The organism is Devosia sp. LjRoot16 (assembly GCF_964252795.1).
GTDB lineage: Bacteria > Pseudomonadota > Alphaproteobacteria > Rhizobiales > Devosiaceae > Devosia_A.
The window spans coordinates 1,350,346-1,370,044 of the sequence record NZ_CAXUPH020000001.1 but is presented as its reverse complement, the minus strand read 5'-3'; the positions used below and the strand labels follow the sequence as shown (position 1 = coordinate 1,370,044).

Below are 19,699 nucleotides of genomic sequence, written 5' to 3'. Positions count from 1 at the left end.
GGGCGGCATTGCCTGGGGAGCCAGATGCCGCCCATACTCGTTTCGCAGAACCTGACAATGCGGCCTGCGACCGCCGCAGACGTTGAGGCACGCTTGGCCCTCGGCGCCGAGCCCGACGAGAACCTGAGGCTCTATGGTGTGGAGCCGAACGGCGCGGCCTTCGGCCGCAAGGAAGCTGAGCGTTGGGTTGGCGCTCTCATCGAGCATCCCCATGCCTGGATCATCGAGGCCGCGTCGCTGCTCGGCTCGGTTCGGCTCGACCGGGTGGACCTGGTCGACAAGCGCGCCTCGCTCGCCATCGGCCTGCTGCGGCAACAGGATCAGGGGCGCGGCCTCGGCACAGAGGCGGCACGCCGGGTGCTCGAATATGGCTTTGACGAGCTCGGCCTGCACCGCGTTTCGCTGCGCGTTCTCGCCGGCAACATCCGGGCCATCCGCTGCTACGAGAAATGCGGCTTTCAGGTCTAGGGCAGGGAACGCGAGACGGTGTTCCTCGATGGCGCCTGGCGCGATGACCTGATCATGGGGCTGCTCAGCCACGAGCTCCCAAGGGAATAAACTCGGGTCCCGGGTGTTGTTCCCATCAGCCACCCAATGCGGTGGCTAGGGGGAGCATGGCCGAATGGAGACCCAGATGCCATTGAAATTGCTCACGAAGACTCTGACTGTGCTGGCTGGCGCGACGCTCGTCGTCGGCATGCTGGCCACCGCGCCGGTGCGCGCTGTCGATGGTGGCGGCGGCGGTGGGGGTGGCTACGAATCGAACTCCACCTCGCAGAGCGTGAGCGGGCCATCGCTCAACGATGCACGAGCGCTGATCCGTGCCCAGAAGTGGAAATCGGCGGCGACCATGCTGAAGCAGATCGTCCGCGCCGACCCGCGCAGCGCCGAGGCCAACAACCTGCTCGGCTACTCGCTGCGCAAAACCGGCGACTACAAGAACGCCCAGGGCTTCTACCTCAAGGCGCTCAAGCTCGACCCGCGCCACAAGGGCGCCACCGAATACCTGGGCGAGCTCTATGTCGAGATCGGCCAGCTGGCCAAGGCCAACAAGCAGCTGGCAACCCTCGAAAAGCTCTGCGGCAATACGAGCTGCAAGGAATACCAGACGCTGGCGAAGTTCATCGCTGCCAAGAGCTGAGGCAGCTCAGCGGTTGCCGGCGTCGAGGACCGATGCCGGCAACCCTTCAGACCTGCGCCCGCGCTCTTCAGTGAGCCGAGCCCTGCGCGGCAGCCTGGATGGCGTCCGCGACCACGCTCGCCTGGGAAATGTAGAGCGCGTGACTGGCCGAAACCCTGGTGATCTGCGCGCCGGCGCGCTCAGCCATGTGAACGAGCATCGCCTGATCGAAGGACTGGTCTTCGGTCGCGATTACGGCCCAGCTTGGCTTGATCCGCCAGGCGGCGTTGGTCAGGGCGGTTCCGAACACCGACATGTTGATGGGCACCTGCGAGTCGCGCAGGAAGGCGGCTTCCTCATCGCTGAGGTCATGTGCGAAGCCGGCCTTGAACTTCTCGGGGTTGAGATAGCCGAAGCCGTCACTCTGCACATCGATCACGAAGTTGGGGGTTCCGGCGAAACCGACATACTGGTCACTGGTTGTCTGGCCCTTGTCCGGGGCAAGGGCCGAGACGTAGACGAGGCCCACCACGCGCGGGTGGACGCCCGCTTCCGTGATGACTGTTCCACCCCAGGAATGGCCGACCAGGATCACCGGACCATCCTGTCGGTCGAGTGCCCGTGTGGTTGCGGCGACGTCGTCTGCAAGCGAGGTCAGCGGGTTCTGCACGATGGTCACAGAAAACCCGCGCTGCGTCAGGTCATCGTGGACCCTGCGCCAGCCCGAACCATCGGCGAATGCGCCATGCACAAGAACCACATTCTTCACGGAGTTGGCATGCGACGTGTCAACCATTGGAGACTCCTCTCGTACCCATGACTGTTTCATTCGATCCGCAGTTTCGGCAGGCACCCGCAACTGCAAAATCGATGCTGAATCATAGCCACAGCGGCGAGAAAGGTGCTTCCGCACTTTGGTCCGGGGTGCGTCGTATCTTTCTACTATTCCATCGGCCCGGGGCGTCTTCGACACGAAAAGCCAAAAGACTGAAAGATTCTTCCGTCTTAGATCGCTGGAGGCTGTTGTTCCCGGAGCCATGCCGCAGCTCAGTGCGAAGCGGTGGCCTCGGAAGAGTAAGCATCCCCTACCACCGGCGGTTGATCAGGTTGTGCCCGAGCGGCAGCGCGAACATGAGCGTGCCTGCCACCTCGTGTGCCAATGCCTCGCCACCAGTAGGCCAGCGCCAGCAACAACAGGACGGCAGCCGTGCCGGTGAGCGAGAGCCTGAAGAGAAGTTTGCGGTTCATGTCGGTCTGGCCACCAAAGGCCAGGAGATCGCCGAACATGTACTGGAATTCCGTGCTCTCCCTGGGACGGCGGCAAGCCTGGCAGCCGCTCTTGCGAGCGACGCGGCGGGCGAGGTGGCGAGCTATCACCATGAAACGTCAGAAGTTCAACCGCGCTGCTCTCTGCGCCAGAAGCAGTCGCTCCCGATTGTCCGCCACGAGCCCCATCGTGCCTAACGACGAGCCCACGCGCAATGCAAGCAGTCGCCGCTGATCTCGACCGATCCGCGATAGATTTCGCCTCGTTCGCAACCCTACCCTTTCACGGCGCCTGCGGTCATGCCTGCGATGATCTGCCGATTAAAGAAGAGGAAGACGACGAGCGGCGGGATGGTGATCAACAGGATGTTTGTGAACAGCAGGTTGTACGACGTCTCGAACTGGCTCTGGAAGTTGTAGAGCGTCAGCTGCACGGTCGCGAACTGGTTGCCCGGCAGGTAGTACAGCGGGTTGGTGAAGTCGTTGAAGATCGTGACGGTCTGCACGACGATGATCGTCACCGTCACCGGCCAGAGCAGCGGCAGGATCACCCGGAAGAAGACATCGAGCGGCCGCGCGCCGTCGATGATCGCGGCCTCGTCGAGCTCGCGTGGGATCGTGGCGATAAAGGCCTTGTAGAGCAGCACGCAGAACGAGAGGTGATAGGCAACCTCGATCAGGATGAGGCCGTGCAGCTTGCCGAAGAGGCCGAGCCCCTGCAGGACCCAGATGGTCGGCACGACCGCCGGCGGGATCATCAGCCCGGCGAGGATTAGGAACTCGACGAGGCGGTTGAAGCGGCTCCGGCGGCGCGACAGGACGAAGCCGACCATTGCCGAGAAGATCACGAGTAGTGTCACACCTGAGACGGTGAGGATTGTCGAGTTGACGAAGGCGGTGATCAGCATCCAGTTGCGGGTCGAAGCGACCTCGACAATGTTCGCCCACAGGTTGTTCACCTGCGGCCACGAGAAATCGAGAAGGGCCGATTGCTGCTGGTCCTTGAACGCCATCAGCACGATGAAGGCGAAGGGCACGAGGAACACCACTGCCGTAACGATGATGGCGAGCACGCCCAGCCAGTAGTCCTTGATCAGCTTCATTCGTGGCCCTCCCGCCGGTTGAAGTAGGCCGTCAACGGGACGACGAGCAGCACGATGAACAGGAACAGCACCACGTTTCCGGCGGTCGAGAGACCGTAGAAGCCCGACTGGTACTGCTTGTAGATCACCGAGGCGATGACGTCGGATGAAAAGCCGGGGCCGCCACGCGTCATGGTCCACACGAGCTCGAAGGTCCTGAGACCTCCGATCAGACTGAGCGTGACGATCGTCACAGTGGCGGGACGGCAGAGCGGCAGCGTCACGTAGAGGAAGTTCTGCAGCTTGGAGGCACCGTCGATGCGGGCGGCCTCGAAATAGTCCTTGGGAATCGACACGATCCCCGCGATGTAGATCACTGTCGCCATGCCGACACCCTTCCACACATCGACCAACGCGACGGAGATGAGGGCAAGGCGCGGGTTGGTCAGCCAATCGGGGCCCACGATGCCGATAGCCGCAAGGGCCTGGTTGATGGCGCCCTCAGTGGGATGCATGAGCACCGTGAAGGTGATGCCGACGCCGACGGTGGAGACGACCACTGGAAAGAAGATCACCGCCCTGAGGTAGCCGCGAGCGATGATCTGCGAGGTCAGCAGCACCGCGCAGCCGAGCCCGAGCACTACCTTGAGGCTAGCACTGATCGCAGCGAAGGTCAGCGTGTTGACAAGGCCCTGCAGCAGGAACGGCTCGCGCAGGAACTGCGCGAAATTGTCGAGGCCGATGAAGGTGGCGTCGAACAGCGACCACCGCATCAGGCTGAAATAGAAGGACGACGCGGTCGGCAACAGGAACAGCACCACGTAGATGGCCGCCGCCGGGGCATAGAACCAATAGGGGTACAGCCCACCGGATTTGAACCGCGGCCTGGGCGTCGAACGCTGCGTCGCAAGCCCCGTCATCGACAAATCACTCATCGTCACCAACTGCTTCACGAGGAGCAACTCCGGACTGCTCCGGAGCTGCAATTGGGCGAGATTACCAGCCGGCGAGGCCGAGCTGCTGGGCCTGCTTGCGGACGTCTTCGTCATAAAGCTTGGCACCCTCTTCGGCCGTCATGATGCCGGAACCGACCGAGACGGTGATCTGCTCGAGCGCCGGGCCCTTGATGGGCGAGAGGAACTCCAGGGCCGGAGAGTTGTTACCGCTGTCCCAGAAGGGAAGCATGTCGGAGACGGCGGGCGCCGCACCCTCGAGCACGCAACCCTTGACCAGGAAGGGACCCGTGCCGCCGCCGGTGCTCTTGAGAATCTCGCAGCCTTCGGGACTTACAACGAAAGCCAGGAACTTCTTGGCAGCATCGAGATTGGGCGTGTTCTTCGACACATAGAGCGCCTGCGGCATCCAGGCCGTGAGGCCATTCTTGGACGCGTCATCGCTCGGCACCGGGAAGTAGCCGATATCCTTCAGCTGATCCGGATAGGTTGCTCCCATCGCCCGCAGCGCACCGCTGATGATTGGGTAGTGCGCGCCCTCTCCAGTTGCCAGCATGCGAATGCCGTCCTGGTAGCCGGCCGAGGCGAAATCCTTGTTGAACAGGCCGGCCTCATACACCTGCTGCAGCTTCTGGAAGCTGCGAAGCGCTGCCGCGTCGGTCGCGAATTTCGCCTTGCCCTCGGTGTAGAGCGTCGCGAAATCGGGCTCGGCCGCCTGGACATTGTAGAAGTCGGCGAGGATCAGTATCTGGCTCGTCCAACTGTCCTTGTAGGTCTGGATAATCGGGGCGACCTTGCCGTCTTTGAGAATTGCCTCATTGTTCGCGAGGAACTCGTCCCAGGTTTTGGGAATGGAGAGACCAAGCCGCTCATAGACGGGCTTGTTGTAAAGGATGCCGCCGGCAGAAGCGGTGCTGAATGGCGCCCCTACGATGGCGCCCTCCGGTGTCGAGACTACGCGCTTGAACGTCTCCTGCACATCTGCCTGCCATGGCTCGTTGCTGAGATCGGCCATGAATTGCCCGGGATTGAGTGCCCTGAGCAGCGAACCCGAGTTGTAGGTAAAAAGGTCCGTGATCGTACCCGTTGCAAGACGGGTCTTTACGAGGTTGCCCCCTTCCTCGCCGCCGGGCCTCGTTTCGATCTCGATGTTGACATCGGGGTTCGCAGCTTCAAAACCCGCCACGAGAGCCTCGAACCGCGTCAGCACTTCAGGCGAGTTGTCGACGAGCAGCGATAGGGTCACCTGCTGCGCATTAGCGCCCCCTGCAATCAGCGCCATCGCAAACAGACTGGCGCCCGCCAGCACGTTGCGGATCGATAGTTTAGCCATTCAAATCCTCCGTTATCTCCTCGTGCCCTCGTTCGCCGGGTTGGTCGCAGTCACTGTCTGCTGGAGGCGCACCGCCGCACCTTTCCCTGCTCCACCCCGCGCTTCTTAACGAGCGCATACCTGTCTGACTTAACCCACAAACTGTCTGTGTGCAAGGTTGCACATTCAACGTTGCACGTGCGCAATCTCAGGGCATGTTCGCCGCAAGCGGGGAGTCATGAACCAATTGCTTGGCCGGTGTAGCGTATTTGAACACGGCGACGTGCCGACCCGGCCCGACGATCGGGTGAGCGCCAACCATGATCGGCGCCCCGTCGAGCTCGGCGTCCCGATAGTCCGCAGAGAGGCGCAGCGTGCCCCGCGCTCCTGCGGGCACGACGAACTCGTAGCGAACCTTGTCACCCGTCAGCGTCCAGGACGCCGAAATCCGGCCCCGTATCGAGTCGTAGTGGGCCGCGACCGGGGACAATCCATCCACGACAGTTGGCGAGAAGATGACGCTTTCAAAGCCCGGCGCATGCTCGTCAGGCCGGAAGCCTGCGACGCCTTCCAACAGCCACTCGCACACGGCCCCAAACGCGTAGTGGTTGAACGAGTTCATCTGCGGATTGTAGATCGTGCCGTCGGCTTGGATGGCATCCCAGCGCTCCCACACGGTCGTTGCCCCCATCCGCACCTGATAGAGCCAGCCGGGGACATCCTCCTGCAGGAACACCTCACCGGCCAGGGCCCCCTCACCGACCTTTACCAAGGCCGGAAGCAAAGCCGGTGTCCCGATGAAGCCGGTTCCGAGCCTGCCTCCCGTCCGCATGATGGCGCTCCTGAAGTATCTCGTCGCCGCGGCCAGCTTGTCGCTCGGGACCAGGCCATGGAGCAGCGCCAGCGCGTAGGACGTCTGGTCGTCGTAGGCGAGTCGGCCGGAGGGGGTGACAAACTCGTTGCGGAAAGCAGTCTCGACTTCCGAACGCAGCTTCGACAGCCGCCGGGCGATCTCTGGTTCTCCGACGAGCTCGGCGGCTCGGACTGCGATTCCGAGGCTGATAAAGAGGTAGAGCGTTGCGGCCGCATCGTCGCCAATCGTCGGCAGCGGCTTGGAACTAGGGCCTTTGGGCTGAAGCCAGTCGCCAAGGCAGAAGCCGCGCGCTCCAGGCGTCGCAGGCGGACGCACGATCCCGTCCTTGGTCAACGACCAGACGAAATCGATCCACTTGAGCATCGCCGGCAGCGCTTCGGCCAGGATGTCTTTGTCGCCATATTGCAGGTAGAGCCGCCACGGAATGACAGTGATAGCGTCGCCCCACCCGGTCGAGCCGTACTGCATGCGCTTGCCCGGCTTCACGCGCACAATATGCGGGGACGTATGCGAGATGGCCCCGTCCGGCGCCTGGTCGACCATCAGCTCGCGGACATACTTGACCAGGAAGTCGTGGCTGTCCGCGAGATAGCAGGCGGTGCCGGCGAACACCTGTGCGTCGCCACTGAAGCCAAGCCGCTCGTCGCGCTGCGGGCAGTCGGTCGGCACATCGATGAAATTCGAGCGGTGCGACCAGATAGCGTTCTCAAAAAAGCGGTTCACCAGCTGGTTGCCGCTCGAGAACGAGGCAGTCGCCTCGGGGACGGACGAGATCGGCACGGACTGGATGCGCCTGACACGCGCGCTCCCGCTGATGGTGACGCGGGCGTAGCGGAAGCCCTGATAGGTGAAGTGCGGGCTATAGTCTGCGAGCCCCCGCTCGTCGAGGTGCAGCCTGATGATTGCTTCGGCGCTGCGGTAGTTGCCGTTGTAGAACTGCCCGTGCTTGTCGAGCACTTCGGCGTGCTCGATGAGAACCTGCGACGGCCCCTCGGCCGCGAGGCTGAGCCGAACGTATCCTGCGGTGTTCTGTCCGAAATCGTAAAGGGTGCGGCCCTCGCTGTCTTGCCACTGCTTCACCGGATCGAGCGGCAGAAGCTCGCGCACCGGATCGCATTCATGGGCAATGAGCTTGCGAGGATCGAAATCGACAACCTCGACGCCCTCTTGTGTTTCCGGGGCCAGGGTCGCGTCGAAGATCTCGCCGAAATAGATCTGCGACTTGCGGACGGGTGTTTCGCCGCTCCCCCACTGCTCATCCGTACACACCACGATATCGGCCAGATCTGCCCCGCCTCTGATCTCGGCGATTGCGGAAACCCTGGTGCCCCAGATGTTCTTCCGCCGCTCCTCGATCCACATCAGCGGCGATCGGTACCAACCATCGCCGATCCAAATCGTAATGGTATTGGCGCCCTGCTTGAGCAGGCCGGCCACGTCGTAGACCTGATAGGAGAGCCTTGCGTCATAGTTCGTCCAGCCGGGCGTCAGTACGTCCTCGCCGACCCGCCGGCCGTTGATGAATGCCCGATAGAGCCCGAGGGCCGATATCCGGAGTACCTCGTTCCCGTTGAGCCGGGCGACATGGAACTCTCGGGTGATCTGGCTGGCCGGGGCGCCTTCACCACCATCGGCCAGGGGGCGGATCATCTTGGCTGCCCAACCGATGGCCTCAACGCCTTTAGCCCCTTTGATCAATTCCGACCTCCCAACGCTCAAATGAAAAAACGTGCAAGGTTGCACATCGGGGTCGTGTAACGTCGTTCGAACGACAATACAACGGGCTGTTTCTACGGAAGGGAGTGGACTTGCGGGTGAAGGATAAGGCGGCATCGTCAGCGGAACCTCGCCGTTTGCCGAAAATCCAACAGTTCTGCTATCGACAGCTGAAGGGAGCGTGACATGAACAAAATCGAGGGAAATCGGCCTGGCCAAACCAACGGAAAGCCGAAGCGCGTCACTATCCTGCAGGTAGCCGCAGATGCCGGCGTTTCGTTCGCAGCCGTCTCGAAGGTGTTGCGCAACGCCTATGGGGTGAGCGAGTCGCTTCGCGAGCGGGTGAACGCGTCGATAAAGAAGCTCGGCTACACCCCCAACACCGCCGCCCGCGGGTTGCGCGGACGCTCATTCGTCGTCGGCGTGGTCTTTCCCGATATGCGCAATCCCTTCCTCGCCGACATCTTTGCCGGCATCAGTGCGGGATTCGAGCGCACCCCCTACCAGGCGGTGCAAGGCATCGCCTCCCAATCAAACGAGCGCGACCTCACCCAGGCGATGATCGACATGCAGATGGATGGGCTCATACTCGTTTCGAGCAGCCTGTCCCCCGAACAGCTCACCGACCTCGGCAGCCGTATTCCAGCTGTCGCCATCGGCAATCGGCCTCTCGTCGAGACCACCTTCGACACCGTAAACAACAATGACGAGCAAAGCGGACGATTGGTCGTGCAGCATCTGGCAAAGCAGGGCGCCGAGCGCATCGCCATGCTGAGCCTTGAACATCCCACAGCGATGCGGATGCGTGAAAGTGGCTACCGGCACGAGATGGAGGCTCAGGGGCTCTCCGCCTACATCAATATCGCCCGCACCGAACAGACCCCAAGAGGGATATATGGCGGCATGGAGAAGCTGCTCGAGAGCCGGCCACAGGCCCTCTTCTGCTGGTGCGATGCCGTGGCCTTCGAAGCGATCAGCCACGCGCGGTCAAATGGGCTTCGCGTTCCGGAGGACCTGGCCATCGTCGGCCACGACAACACCGTCTACTGCGCACTCGATCAAAACAGCCTGACGAGTGTCGATCAGTCGGGCGAGCAGATCGGCACGCATGCTGCGAGGTTGCTCGTCGAAAGGTTCGAGGGGCGGATCGAAACCGAACAGATTCTACTGCAGCCTCGGTTGGTTGTACGTCGCAGCAGCACCCTTGACGGATGAACGGGCACATTGGCTCAAACCGACGTAACTCGCGGCTCCTTGGCTGGACGAGGAGGTCCGCTCTGGGCCAAATTGCAACTGACGCAACCTCAGCAGGTTATGTGAATGCCGCCATCGGCGCTTTGCAGGAAGACCGGGGGAGGCACGGGTTCGAGAAAGCCAGACGCGGTCAGCCGATGCTGTGCTCAACCACCAGTGCCTGCCGCGTCAGCGATCTGCATCTCTCTGGCCTGGGCACTGGATCGCCGCGCCACCACCGGGCATTTGAGGACCCGCCGCTCCGTTTCGCTGCCCTTGCCGTGCACCAGCTGGTCCAGCATGTCGGCGCCCTGCCAGCCCAGGTCGTAATAGGGTAGGGCCACCGTGGTCAGCTCGGGTTTGAGGCCGAGCGACACCGTGCGGAAATCGTCAAAGCCGACAATGGTAATGTCGTCGGGCACGCGCAGGCCGAGGGACAGCGCGGCCAGGTAGGCCTGCAGCGCCATCTCATCATTGCCGCAGACCAGCGCCGTCGGACGATCGGGCATCGACAGGATATCGAGGGCCTCCCGATAGACGTAGTTGGTCTCGCGGCCGACCGGCCCCTCCATCCCCAGCCGGATGACCAGGTCACTTTCCGCGATGCCTGCTGCCTGTGCCGCCGCAAAGAAGGCGTCGAGCCGCTGATTGGCGCCCAGCAACAGGGGGTTCAGCCGGATGTAGCCGATGCGGCGATGTCCAAGCGCGATCAGGTGCTCCGTGAGGGCATAGGACCCGCCGAAATCATCCGGCTCGATCGATGGATAGACATAGCCGTCTTCGGGATGCGAGTTGACCAGCACCGTCGGGATCGACACCTCGCCTGCCGCCGGCACCACGACACGGTGATACATCGCGACATAGAGCACGCCGTCGATGCGGTGCGCCTTGAAGGTGCGCCAGACATTGGCTTCCCGCGCCGGGTCGCCATCGGTATTGGCCAGCAGCACGGTGCGGCCATTGGCGCCGGCCCAATCCTGCACGCCCCGGACGATATCGCCCGAGTACGGCGTCGTCGAAATGAAGTCGGTGATGATGCCGATGATGTTGGTGCGGTTCGAGCGGATGCTGCGCGCCGCGAGGTTCGGGATGTAGCCGAGATCGGCAATTGCCAGCTGCACCTTCTCGATCGTGTCGGCGGTGACGTTCGGCTCACCGTTGACCACGCGGGACACGGTCTTGTCCGAGACGCCGGCTACCCGAGCGACATCCTTGATGCTGACCATTCGTTCTCCCCCACAAGCGCCGGCAACTCTAACGGCGCGGCAAGTGAGCCGCAACCGACAACGTCGACATCCGCGATGTCGACGATGTCATTTCAATTGACGACGTCGACATTGCTGCCTATGGTCCGACTGCTCCGGGTCGTTCTCCGTGAGCCCAAATTTGAGGAGGGGACATGAACAAGACGCTATTCGGCGCGGTCGCCGCGCTTTGCCTCGCAACTTCCGCGGCGCAGGCCGAAGCCATCACCGTCCTGGTTGAAGGTGGTGGCCATTCGCTGCAGCAGGCCGCTGCCGAGGCCTTCACCAAGGAAACCGGCATTGAGGTCAACTTCGTCGAGGTGCCCTATCAGGGCGTGTTCGACAAGCTGACCGCCGAGATCGCTTCGGGGACCTCGAACTACGACGTTGCGACCATCGACGTGGTCTGGAACGCCGCCTTCGCCTCGCATGTCGAGGATCTGAGCGATCTGTTCACCGATGCCGTGAAGGCCGACATTCCGCCGGCCCTGCTTGCCGACGCCACTGTCGGCGGCAAGCTGATCGCCATGCCCGCCTGGGCCAACGCCGAGATCGTCTTCTACCGCAAAGACCTGTGGGAAGACCCGGCCAACCAGGCGGCCTTCAAAACGCAATATGGCTACGACCTGGTTCCGCCGGCCAACTGGCAGCAGTGGCGCGACATGGCCAAGTTCTTCACCAGGGACGGCATGTTCGGCACCGACGTGATCGGCGCGACCTCCGAAGAATGGATGGCCGAGGTGCTGCAGGCCGGCTCGCCCGGGGTGATCCTCGATGACGCGGGTCAGGTCATCCTCGACAACCAGGCCCATCTCGACGCGCTTCAGAATTACCGGGCGCCGCTCTGCGAAGATAAATCAGCGCCTGACAATGCGCTCGAAATCAACTGGGGCGAGGCCCAGAACCTGTTCTACCAGGGCCAGACCGCCATGATGAAGTTCTGGGCCCACGCCTACAAGATGACGCCGGAAGACAGCAAGATCGCCGGCAAGGTCGGCGTCGCGCCGATGATCGGCGGCCCGGCCGGCATCGCCGGTATCCCCGGCCCCTGGTATAACGTCATTCCATCGACCTCCCAGCATAAGGACGCGGCGCGGCAGTTCATCGCTTTTGCCATTGCCCACAACGGGCTGGGCATCGAGGCGCCGCTCGGGCTCGCTGCCACCAACTCGGCCTATGCCAGCTACACCGACAAGCCCGGCTACGAGCATTTCGGGCCGTTGCTGGCGACGCTGTCGGCGCCGGCAACCAAGGGCCGGCCGATCAACGAGCACTACCAGGAACTGGTCGATGAAGCCGTGATGCCCGCCTTCCAGGGCGCCCTCGAATGCCAGGACAACGTCGCGGAACTGCTGCAGGATGCGGCGGCCACCGCCCGAGATATCCTCGGCCAATAAGCATCCAGGAACTCTCGGGACCGGGGCGGCGATCCGCCTCGGTCCCAACTGATCAACGGGGGAGGGAGCATGACCGAACGCAGGTTCGTGCTGCTTATGCTGATGCCAGCCATGCTGTTCCTGGGGCTCCTCGTGGTCTACCCGGTGGCGCTGCTGGTCTACAATTCGTTCTTCGACGTCAAACTGATCGATCCGGCGAGCCGCGTCTTTGTCGGGCTGGCGAACTATGTCGAGGCCCTGACGTCGAGGCGGATCCTCGAGTCCGCCGTCAGGACGCTCAAATACTCGGCCTTCGCCCTGGTCTTCGAGCTGGTGTTCGGCCTCGGCGCGGCACTGCTGTTTGCCGCGATCGCCAGGCATTCGCATTGGCACCGTACCATTTTCGCCCTGCCGCTGATGATTTCACCGATCGTCGCCGGCCTGCTCTGGAGATTTCTCCTCGTCGGCAATATCGGCATCCTCAACTACGGGCTCGCCGCGCTCGGCATCATCCCTGACCCCGGCGCCATCAAGTGGCTGTCCGACACCGACATCGTCATCTACTCGGTGGCGGCCGCCGATATCTGGCTGACCACCTCGTTCGTCGCCCTGGTCAGCTATGCCGGCCTGATGAACATCCCGCGCGACGTGCTCGAGGCAGCGCGGATCGATGGCACCAACGCCATCAACCGGTTCTGGTACATCACCCTGCCGATGCTGCGCCCGGTGCTGGCGGTGGTTGTGGTGGTCCGCGGCATCGATGCCCTCAAGACCTTCGACCTGATCTGGATCCAGACCCAGGGCGGGCCGCGCCAGCAGAGCGAAGTGCTGTCGATGAACATCTACCAGCGCATGGTGCGCTACGGCGATCTCGGCCAGGCCTCGGCCACCGCAACGCTGTTTCTGCTGGTGATGATCGGAATCGCCGGCCTCGCCTACTGGAAGATCTGGAGAGCTGACCGTGGCTGATCGCGCCCCCATCGATCTCACGAAGCTCATCATCCATGCGGTGGCGCTGCTGCTGGTGCTGTCCTATGCGCTGCCCTACCTCTACCTCGTCTCGACGGCATTGAAGCCGGCGGCCGACGTCCAGCAGATTCCGCCATCCTTCCTCCCGCAACGGCTGTCCCTCGAGAATTTCACCAGCGTCATCGGGACCGTCGGGCTGCCCGAAGCCTTCCTCAACTCCGCCATCGTCGCGGTCCTAACGACGCTGCTGTCGCTCGTGATCGCGGTGCCCGCCGCCTATGTCTCGGCGCTCTATCGCCGTCGCATCACCATGCTGTTCATGCTGTTTGCGCTTATCACCCGCATGGTGCCGGCGGTGTCGCTGGGCGTGCCGCTGTTCCAGATCATGAAGACGCTGGGCTTGCTGGACACCACCATCGGTCTGGTCCTCGCCCACACCTCCACCGCTGTTCCCCTCGCCATGCTGCTGATGGCCGCCTTCTTCGATGGCGTGCCGAAGGAACTTGAGGAAGCGGCGCGGGTGGATGGCTGCACCCGTTTTGGCGCCTTCTGGCACATCGTCCTGCCGGTGATGCCGAGCGGCCTCGCCATCACCGCGCTGTTCAGCTTCATCGCCAGCTGGAACGAGTTTCTCTACGCCCTGCTGCTGACTTCCGAGAGCAGCAAGACAGCGCCGATCGTCATCGCGGAGTTCAACTCCGTCTATGGCCTCGCCTGGGGGCCGATGACCGCTGCCGCCGTGCTCTATTCCCTCCCCGTCATCCTCGTCACCCTCGTGCTGCAAAAGCAGATTGTCGGCGGGCTGACCTTCGGCGCCGTGAAAGGCTAGTCCCGTGGCAAGCATCGAACTCGACAAGCTCAGCAAAGGGCATGGCGGGCCCAGCGCTAACGTCTACAGCGTTACCGAGTGGCCAGCCGGCAATCCGCACGAGGATATCGGCGCTGTGATCAACAGCATCATCGCCGATATCAAGCGGCGGCAGGCGGCGCCCGATGTCAACGACGGTGGCAAGCCCGGTGCCGTGATCTACATCCCGCCCGGCGACTTCCGGCTGCGCACGCAAGTCCGCATCGACATCAGCTTTCTGCGGATCGTCGGATCGGGGCATGGCTTCACCTCGTCGAGCATCCGTTTCAACACGCCTAGGCCTGAGCTCGAGCAGTGGCACGAAATCTGGCCGGGGGGCAGCCGTGTCCTCGTCGATCTCGTCGGGCCAGCCGGCGACGGAGCTGCCGGTGCGGCATTCCTGGTGCAGCGCGCCGGCAATCCTCGCATCAGTTCGGTCGAGTTTGCCGACTTCTGCATCGATGGCCTGCATTTCACCGATGCCTCGAACGGCGACGCGGAGAATTCCTACCGCAACGGCAAGACCGGCATTCACATCGCCAGCGCCAATGACTCGTTTCGCATCACCGGCATGGGGCTGGTCTACCTGGAGCATGGCGTCGTCTCCCATCATGCTGACGCCTCGACCATCGACAACAACTTCATCGCCGAATGCGGCAACTGCATCGAGCTCAAGGGCATGGGGCAGGCCTCGAAGATCTCCAACAACCTGATCGGCGCCGGCTATGCCGGACACTCGATCTATGCCGAGAATTTCGGTGGCCTGCTGGTCTCCGGCAACAACGTCTTCCCCCGCGGCCGCAGCAGCATCGAATTCTCGGGAGTGGTCCGCTCGTCCATTACCGGCAACCGGCTGCATTCGTTCTATCCGGGAATGCTGGTCTTCTCCGGCAATTGCTCGGAGAACCTCGTCGCCTCAAATCACCTGCTGCGCGATCACGAGCCTTGGGCGCCGATGACGCGGTATGACAATGGGCTGGATGATCAGTTCGGCCTGCTGCATCTGAGCGGCGACAACAATTCGGTCATCGCCAACCATATCTCGGCCTCGATCGACACCCGGTTCCTGAAGCCCGCCAACGAGAAACCGGTGATTATCCGGATCGTCTCGGGCACCGGCAACTATGTCGCCAACAACCACATCGTGGCGACGACCGAGCGGGCCACGGCCAACGACGCGCCCAACAGCGACTGCTTTGCGACGCAGGTCGAGGCCATCCTCTCAACCAGGAACCTCACTGCCCTCGAGGTGGTCGCCGTGCAGGTCGAACCGGCCTCCACCGGGAACACCATCCTCGATTCCGGCAGCGACATTGAGGTGCTGATCGATAAGTCGGTCAACGCCTTTCGCGGCACGCCGGTGCCGGGGCAGGCCGGAGCGCAAGACAGCTCTCGGATCGACAGTTGAAATCCTCCGTCAGCCTCCCCGCCGGCTACCGGCTCGAATGCTGGGCGCGCGGGCCGGGGTCCATCCGCATTTCTGAGGCCGATGCCGTGCTGTGGCAGGTCCCGGCATTCTCCGGCCACCCGGATTTCTTCAGTTACCAGCACCGCGAGGCCGGCAGCGTCAGCGTCGAATGGCAGAGGCCCGAGGCGATCCTCTGGGCTTATGGCTACGATCCGGCTGATGTCGCCGAGGCCGGCATCACCCTCTGGGAGTTCGACGACGCCGGGCTGACGCTCAGCACCAAGGCTGAGATCGGTGCCTCGATGCGGTCCGATCCGGAGCGGCCGATCATGCATTTCTCGCCACCCCGCCAGTGGATGAACGACCCGAACGGCCTCTGCAAGATCGGCGAGACCTGGCACCTGTTCTATCAGTTTCACCCTGCCGGCACCGATTGGGGCCCGATGCACTGGGGACACGCGGTCAGCACCGACCTGTTCAACTGGACCCACCTGCCGGTGTTCCTCCACCCCGAGCAGAACCTCTGGCGGCTCGGAGCCAGCGGCGGCGCTTTCTCCGGCTCGGCATTTGCCGACCGCAACGGCAGCCGCATGTTCTTTTACACCGAGCGCCTGCCGGCCTATGACCTGTTCGCGGGCTATCGCGAGGTGCAGAAGCTGGTCCGGCCGGGGCGGGATGTCCTCCTCCACGCCACCGGCTCCGAGACGGTGCTTACGCTGCGTCCCGATGGCGTCGAGCACGATTTCCGCGACCCCAAAGTCTGGTGGGACGAGGCGGCGGGCGCCTACCGCATGGTGCTCGGCGCAGCGCTGCACGGTGATCCCGCAGTGCTGCTCTACGGCTCCGACAACCTCAGCGACTGGAGCTATCTGGGCCCGCTCTATCGGGCCCCCGCCCACTACCGCGAGAACGGCGCCCGGGCGGTCGAGTGCCCGGATTTCTTCCCGCTTGCTGGCAAGTGGGTGATGGTCATGGGCTTTGTCGGCTACACCGAACCGGCGACGGGCCGTCATAACCTGTTGTTCGCCCGGGTTGGTGAGTTCAAGGGCGATCGTTTCGTGCCTGATGCCGACGACTTGCAGGTCCTCGACTTCGGCACCGACTTTTACGCCATGCAGAGTTTTGAGGCCGAGGGCCGACAGATCGCCTTGGCCTGGCTGTTCAACTGGGAATCCCGCAAGCCTGCCGGCTCGCCCTATTCGGGCGAGATGTCGCTGCCGCGCGAACTCAGCCTCGATGGCTCCGGGCGGCTGTGCATGCACCCGGTGACCGAGCTGGATAGCGCCTGGCAGGCTCATCCCCTGGCCCAGGAGCCGGATGGGAGCGTCCTGCTGCGGGACGCGCCGTTCGAGCTCCGCCTGGATGGCAACCTCGACGGCACCAGCATCGTCGCGACGGAGAGCGGCGCCCTCTGCTTCGAGCTATCGGTATCGGGCGGTCGCCTTGCGGTTCGACTGGCTGGGGATGACGGGAAGATCCGCTACGAGGCCACGTGTGGGTCGGCCACCGATCTCCGCATCGTCTACGACCGCGGCATCGTTGAGATCTTCGCCGACTACGGGGCCGTCTGCGGCACGCGGCGCGGCTACACCAACATCGCCCCGGACCGGGTTGAAGTCACATCGCTCGCCCAATTCACCGTGTGCGAGCGGCGAGCGGTTCAACTACCCTGAGCCATGGGCAGCTGTGGCCTACCGCCCTCATCCCGCACGAACGCGCCAGACGACCCCGGACGGCTCGTCTAGACTGCTTGGCTGCGCTCTCCGGGACTCCAATCGTCCTTTCGACCGAGCTCGCCTACTGGCAGAGCCAGGCTCCCGGCTAGAACCCTCATTTCAGGCCGGCAGGTCGCTGAGCGAGCGCGGTTCAGCCGCCTCGACATTGTTCACGCTATGGCGGAAGTCGCTCGAGGCTGGATATGCCCGTCTGCGGGACCGCATGATCGCTCCGAGTGGCCGATGCGCCTCCAGGGCGTGCCAGGGCGCATAGGACATCACATCATCGGCGTAGATGCGGCGCGCGTCACTCGCGGCGTTCTGCGGTGCAAGGTGAAGGGTCGCCACCGTCTGATGAGGCGAGAGGTCCTCGCGCCATAGCACCGAGGCATCCTCGATCGGCATCCGGTCGATGTCCGCGCACAACTGCACGCGCAGGGCGAAGTCAGCCGAGTTGTGCGCGAAGAACTCCTCCAGCAAGTCGCGGACCGGCGAACTGGGCCGGCCGGCGTGATCGACTTCATGGCCCGTCAAAGCACGCACATTGTCGGAAAGCGGTGCCACGCTAAACTTGCCGACATAGTCCCCGAATCGCAGAGCGGCCATCGAGTGGAAGGTCGCGCCGAGCGGATGGGCATTCTCCGGTGAAAGGATCTCGACCGACGCCGGCAATGGGCGGCCCAGCGCCTTGAGCACCTTGGCGGCCAGACGCGCCTTCCTGCCGATCGAGGCAAGCTCATCGTCCGTCTTGGTCGGCTGCTGCTCGAGCGCCTTCTGCAGCTTGAAGTACTCGCTGACGGTTCCGAACGGCAGGGTTGGTGAGTTGACGAGGAGGAAATCCTGCGTGTCCAGACCATCCCCGATCGCGCGCTGGCCTTCCACGCCGAGTACCTTGATGGCCATGCCGAAGTGAGCGAGCAGCCAGTCGGGCCGGATGTCCCCGGGAGCGCTCGAGAGGCGCACGATCACCGGATAGGTGCGCGGCACGGCGAACAACCCTTGCCGCAGGTGTTCCGGCAGCCCCTCGTGGATGCGCAACTCGCCAGCCAGCACGGCGTAACTCTTGGCGTGCGCGTCCCGCAGACCATGCCGATGCTTCTTGTAGACCTCGACATTAGCCCTGGACATTGCCTCGACGATGCGCGCGATCATCGCGTCCTCGTCCGGCTCCTTGCGCTCGAGCGAGGGAGAGTAGCGTACGTATTGATCGGCCATCCTGGCCTCCTAGTTCTTGAGATCGCCGAGCCAGCGGATCGCCGGAATGCTCGGCATGAAGAAGTACTCGCCGCCGAGCAGCGTGTTGAAGGTCTCGATACCGCGCAGGTAGCGGGGTGGGACGCCGGGCACGGTGAAGGTGCCGTCCTTGCCTTGGAGACCGATCATCGGATCCTTCTCCTGCCCCACGCCCATGAAGTTGCCCGAGTTGATCCACTCGCTCTGCAGGAACTCGAGCGTGTCGATGGCGCGGACTCCGATGGCGAGATAGTCGAGGCCGCGGGGCTGCCGGTCATCGATTAGCGCATCCTTGTCCAGATGCGTGCCGTACGTGGTACTGCGGCGGATCACGCGGCGGATGTTCACATCGCTCAGAACCTTGAGCTTGGTGTCGCGCGGATTCATGCGCCGGACGTGCGAACTGAGCGGGGTTTTGAGCCCCTGTGGGTCGTCAGCGTATGTGAAGTCGTTGTTGCGCCTGGGGTCTTGCCCGATTGCAGGGTTGTCCTTTTCAGGCGCCAATGCCAGTGGCGCGCCGCTCCTCCAGCGTCCGACAATCTTGGCCGCGAGCAGTTCGCGTTCCCCCTCCGTCCTGGCATTGGCATGGATGAAGCGATTGAACGCTGCGACGTGCGAGTGGTACTTGCGGAACACAAGGAACGTCCCGTTGCGTCCAAGCTCATCGGGGGCCGGCATGAAGACGGGGCGGCCGGTTTCCGACGGGTATCCGAAGATGAACTCGCCGGCCTTGATCTCGCGCCCATCGCCGGGAAAGCCGGAAACGCCGCTGCCCTGCACTTTGGGCTGGGTGAACCCGTCCTTGTAGCCGAAGGCGTTGACGCTGTCCGGCTGAGCGCCGAAATCCTGGCGGCCCAACACCTCGATCCCGCTGACTTCGGCGAGCTTTTCCTCGTAGGCGGCGACTTCTGAATGCCAGGCGGACTCGCTGTCGGCATAGACCGACAGCCCCAGATGCACCCTGCCGGTGCCGAACGGCTGCTCCCAGTTGGAGGGCGAGTTGGGGCCCCCGTCCCTCAGAGCTCCCGCCCGCTTGGCCATGCCCTCGCGGAAATTCTCCGGGAAGCTGGCGAGCGATGCCTCGGGAACTCCCAGCGCAACGAGGCCGGGATGGGTGATGGCCAGGGAGGTCCACGCCGCGCGTGGCTTGTCCCAGTCGGCCGCCGAAGTCACCCGTTCGGCGAGCCGTCTCAGCACCTCGCGACCGCCGCGTGCATCCCGAATTTCGAGCAGCGCATGCGTCCCGAAATAGGGTTCTGGACGCATGCGCACGATGGCGGCCTGGACCTTGTCGAACTCGATGTCGACGCCGAACCAGGCCTTGATCCCCTCGAACACCATCTCAGTGCCC

17 protein-coding genes are annotated in these 19,699 nt (G+C 63.4%); 9 read left to right on the top strand and 8 right to left on the bottom strand.

Features of this window, described 5'->3' with window-relative positions; translation table 11 throughout:
* Positions 1-24: 24 nt before the first annotated feature.
* A complete protein-coding gene (locus ACSQ23_RS06325) occupies positions 25-468 on the top strand; it encodes a GNAT family N-acetyltransferase (RefSeq protein WP_436090089.1) in 444 nt (147 codons plus the stop codon).
* Between the two features lie 166 nt (positions 469-634).
* Positions 635-1,141, top strand: coding sequence for a tetratricopeptide repeat protein (locus tag ACSQ23_RS06320; RefSeq protein ID WP_436090088.1), 507 nt, complete (start codon positions 635-637; stop codon positions 1,139-1,141).
* Positions 1,142-1,208: 67 nt separating this feature from the next.
* Here the strand turns inward: ACSQ23_RS06320 and ACSQ23_RS06315 are convergent, their stop codons facing one another.
* Positions 1,209-1,949 carry an alpha/beta fold hydrolase gene (locus tag ACSQ23_RS06315; RefSeq protein WP_055994387.1) on the bottom strand — a complete coding sequence of 247 codons (741 nt, stop codon included), beginning with the start codon at positions 1,947-1,949 and terminating at the stop codon, positions 1,209-1,211.
* A gap of 302 nt (positions 1,950-2,251) precedes the next feature.
* Here ACSQ23_RS06315 and ACSQ23_RS06310 point away from each other — a divergent pair, with 302 nt between their 5' ends.
* Positions 2,252-2,584 carry a hypothetical protein gene (locus ACSQ23_RS06310; protein WP_436090087.1) on the top strand — a complete coding sequence of 111 codons (333 nt, stop codon included), beginning with the start codon at positions 2,252-2,254 and terminating at the stop codon, positions 2,582-2,584.
* A 77-nt stretch (positions 2,585-2,661) separates the two neighbouring features.
* Here ACSQ23_RS06310 and ACSQ23_RS06305 read toward each other — a convergent pair whose 3' ends face one another.
* The 4 genes from ACSQ23_RS06305 to ACSQ23_RS06290 all read right to left on the bottom strand — a co-directional run bounded on the left by ACSQ23_RS06305 (position 2,662) and on the right by ACSQ23_RS06290 (position 8,305).
* Complete coding sequence (locus ACSQ23_RS06305; protein WP_055874113.1) at positions 2,662-3,489, bottom strand: carbohydrate ABC transporter permease; 828 nt, start codon at positions 3,487-3,489, stop codon at positions 2,662-2,664.
* On the bottom strand, positions 3,486-4,388 hold the full coding sequence (locus ACSQ23_RS06300) for a carbohydrate ABC transporter permease (RefSeq protein WP_055875924.1): 903 nt from the start codon (positions 4,386-4,388) through the stop codon (positions 3,486-3,488). The genes ACSQ23_RS06305 and ACSQ23_RS06300 overlap by 4 nt, the downstream gene beginning before the upstream one ends.
* A 76-nt stretch (positions 4,389-4,464) precedes the next feature.
* On the bottom strand, positions 4,465-5,754 hold the full coding sequence (locus tag ACSQ23_RS06295) for an ABC transporter substrate-binding protein (RefSeq protein WP_055874110.1): 1,290 nt from the start codon (positions 5,752-5,754) through the stop codon (positions 4,465-4,467).
* A 187-nt stretch (positions 5,755-5,941) separates the two neighbouring features.
* Positions 5,942-8,305, bottom strand: a complete 2,364-nt coding sequence (locus tag ACSQ23_RS06290; RefSeq protein WP_436090086.1) for a family 78 glycoside hydrolase catalytic domain — start codon at positions 8,303-8,305, stop codon at positions 5,942-5,944.
* Positions 8,306-8,509: 204 nt separating this feature from the next.
* Here ACSQ23_RS06290 and ACSQ23_RS06285 point away from each other — a divergent pair, with 204 nt between their 5' ends.
* Positions 8,510-9,538: a LacI family DNA-binding transcriptional regulator gene (locus tag ACSQ23_RS06285; protein ID WP_436090085.1), complete on the top strand. Its 1,029-nt coding sequence runs from the start codon at positions 8,510-8,512 to the stop codon at positions 9,536-9,538.
* 185 nt (positions 9,539-9,723) lie between these two features.
* Here ACSQ23_RS06285 and ACSQ23_RS06280 read toward each other — a convergent pair whose 3' ends face one another.
* A complete protein-coding gene (locus ACSQ23_RS06280) occupies positions 9,724-10,782 on the bottom strand; it encodes a LacI family DNA-binding transcriptional regulator (protein WP_436090084.1) in 1,059 nt (352 codons plus the stop codon).
* Between the two features lie 173 nt (positions 10,783-10,955).
* On the opposite strand from ACSQ23_RS06280, the gene ACSQ23_RS06275 reads away from it, so the two are divergent.
* The 5 genes from ACSQ23_RS06275 (at position 10,956) to ACSQ23_RS06255 (ending at position 17,073) form a co-directional block, all read left to right on the top strand.
* Positions 10,956-12,197 carry an ABC transporter substrate-binding protein gene (locus ACSQ23_RS06275; protein ID WP_436090083.1) on the top strand — a complete coding sequence of 414 codons (1,242 nt, stop codon included), beginning with the start codon at positions 10,956-10,958 and terminating at the stop codon, positions 12,195-12,197.
* A 69-nt stretch (positions 12,198-12,266) separates the two neighbouring features.
* The gene (locus ACSQ23_RS06270) at positions 12,267-13,145 is read left to right on the top strand and encodes a carbohydrate ABC transporter permease (RefSeq protein WP_436090082.1); all 879 of its coding nucleotides are present in this window, start codon (positions 12,267-12,269) and stop codon (positions 13,143-13,145) included.
* Positions 13,138-13,974 (top strand): carbohydrate ABC transporter permease, encoded by an 837-nt coding sequence (locus tag ACSQ23_RS06265; protein WP_436090081.1) that lies wholly within the window; start codon positions 13,138-13,140, stop codon positions 13,972-13,974. The genes ACSQ23_RS06270 and ACSQ23_RS06265 overlap by 8 nt, the downstream gene beginning before the upstream one ends.
* Before the next feature lie 13 nt (positions 13,975-13,987).
* The gene (locus ACSQ23_RS06260) at positions 13,988-15,400 is read left to right on the top strand and encodes a NosD domain-containing protein (RefSeq protein WP_436090571.1); all 1,413 of its coding nucleotides are present in this window, start codon (positions 13,988-13,990) and stop codon (positions 15,398-15,400) included.
* Positions 15,397-17,073 carry a glycoside hydrolase family 32 protein gene (locus ACSQ23_RS06255; protein WP_436090080.1) on the top strand — a complete coding sequence of 559 codons (1,677 nt, stop codon included), beginning with the start codon at positions 15,397-15,399 and terminating at the stop codon, positions 17,071-17,073. Before ACSQ23_RS06260 ends, ACSQ23_RS06255 begins: the two co-directional genes overlap by 4 nt.
* A 162-nt stretch (positions 17,074-17,235) precedes the next feature.
* Here ACSQ23_RS06255 and ACSQ23_RS06250 read toward each other — a convergent pair whose 3' ends face one another.
* Positions 17,236-18,330, bottom strand: a complete 1,095-nt coding sequence (locus ACSQ23_RS06250) for a catalase family protein (RefSeq protein ID WP_436090079.1) — start codon at positions 18,328-18,330, stop codon at positions 17,236-17,238.
* A gap of 9 nt (positions 18,331-18,339) precedes the next feature.
* Positions 18,340-19,689: a Dyp-type peroxidase gene (locus ACSQ23_RS06245; protein ID WP_436090078.1), complete on the bottom strand. Its 1,350-nt coding sequence runs from the start codon at positions 19,687-19,689 to the stop codon at positions 18,340-18,342.
* Positions 19,690-19,699 lie beyond the last annotated feature (10 nt).

What these genes read in the sequence shown, in the direction of transcription:
- ACSQ23_RS06325 (WP_436090089.1), top strand. Translation starts at nt 25, where the DNA reads ATGCCGCCCATACTCGTTTCGCAGAACCTGACAATGCGGCCTGCGACC.
- ACSQ23_RS06320 (WP_436090088.1), top strand. Translation starts at nt 635, where the DNA reads ATGCCATTGAAATTGCTCACGAAGACTCTGACTGTGCTGGCTGGCGCG.
- ACSQ23_RS06315 (WP_055994387.1), bottom strand. Translation starts at nt 1,949, where the DNA reads ATGAAACAGTCATGGGTACGAGAGGAGTCTCCAATGGTTGACACGTCG.
- ACSQ23_RS06310 (WP_436090087.1), top strand. Translation starts at nt 2,252, where the DNA reads ATGAGCGTGCCTGCCACCTCGTGTGCCAATGCCTCGCCACCAGTAGGC.
- ACSQ23_RS06305 (WP_055874113.1), bottom strand. Translation starts at nt 3,489, where the DNA reads ATGAAGCTGATCAAGGACTACTGGCTGGGCGTGCTCGCCATCATCGTT.
- ACSQ23_RS06300 (WP_055875924.1), bottom strand. Translation starts at nt 4,388, where the DNA reads ATGACGGGGCTTGCGACGCAGCGTTCGACGCCCAGGCCGCGGTTCAAA.
- ACSQ23_RS06295 (WP_055874110.1), bottom strand. Translation starts at nt 5,754, where the DNA reads ATGGCTAAACTATCGATCCGCAACGTGCTGGCGGGCGCCAGTCTGTTT.
- ACSQ23_RS06285 (WP_436090085.1), top strand. Translation starts at nt 8,510, where the DNA reads ATGAACAAAATCGAGGGAAATCGGCCTGGCCAAACCAACGGAAAGCCG.
- ACSQ23_RS06280 (WP_436090084.1), bottom strand. Translation starts at nt 10,782, where the DNA reads ATGGTCAGCATCAAGGATGTCGCTCGGGTAGCCGGCGTCTCGGACAAG.
- ACSQ23_RS06275 (WP_436090083.1), top strand. Translation starts at nt 10,956, where the DNA reads ATGAACAAGACGCTATTCGGCGCGGTCGCCGCGCTTTGCCTCGCAACT.
- ACSQ23_RS06270 (WP_436090082.1), top strand. Translation starts at nt 12,267, where the DNA reads ATGACCGAACGCAGGTTCGTGCTGCTTATGCTGATGCCAGCCATGCTG.
- ACSQ23_RS06250 (WP_436090079.1), bottom strand. Translation starts at nt 18,330, where the DNA reads ATGGCCGATCAATACGTACGCTACTCTCCCTCGCTCGAGCGCAAGGAG.
- ACSQ23_RS06245 (WP_436090078.1), bottom strand. Translation starts at nt 19,689, where the DNA reads ATGGTGTTCGAGGGGATCAAGGCCTGGTTCGGCGTCGACATCGAGTTC.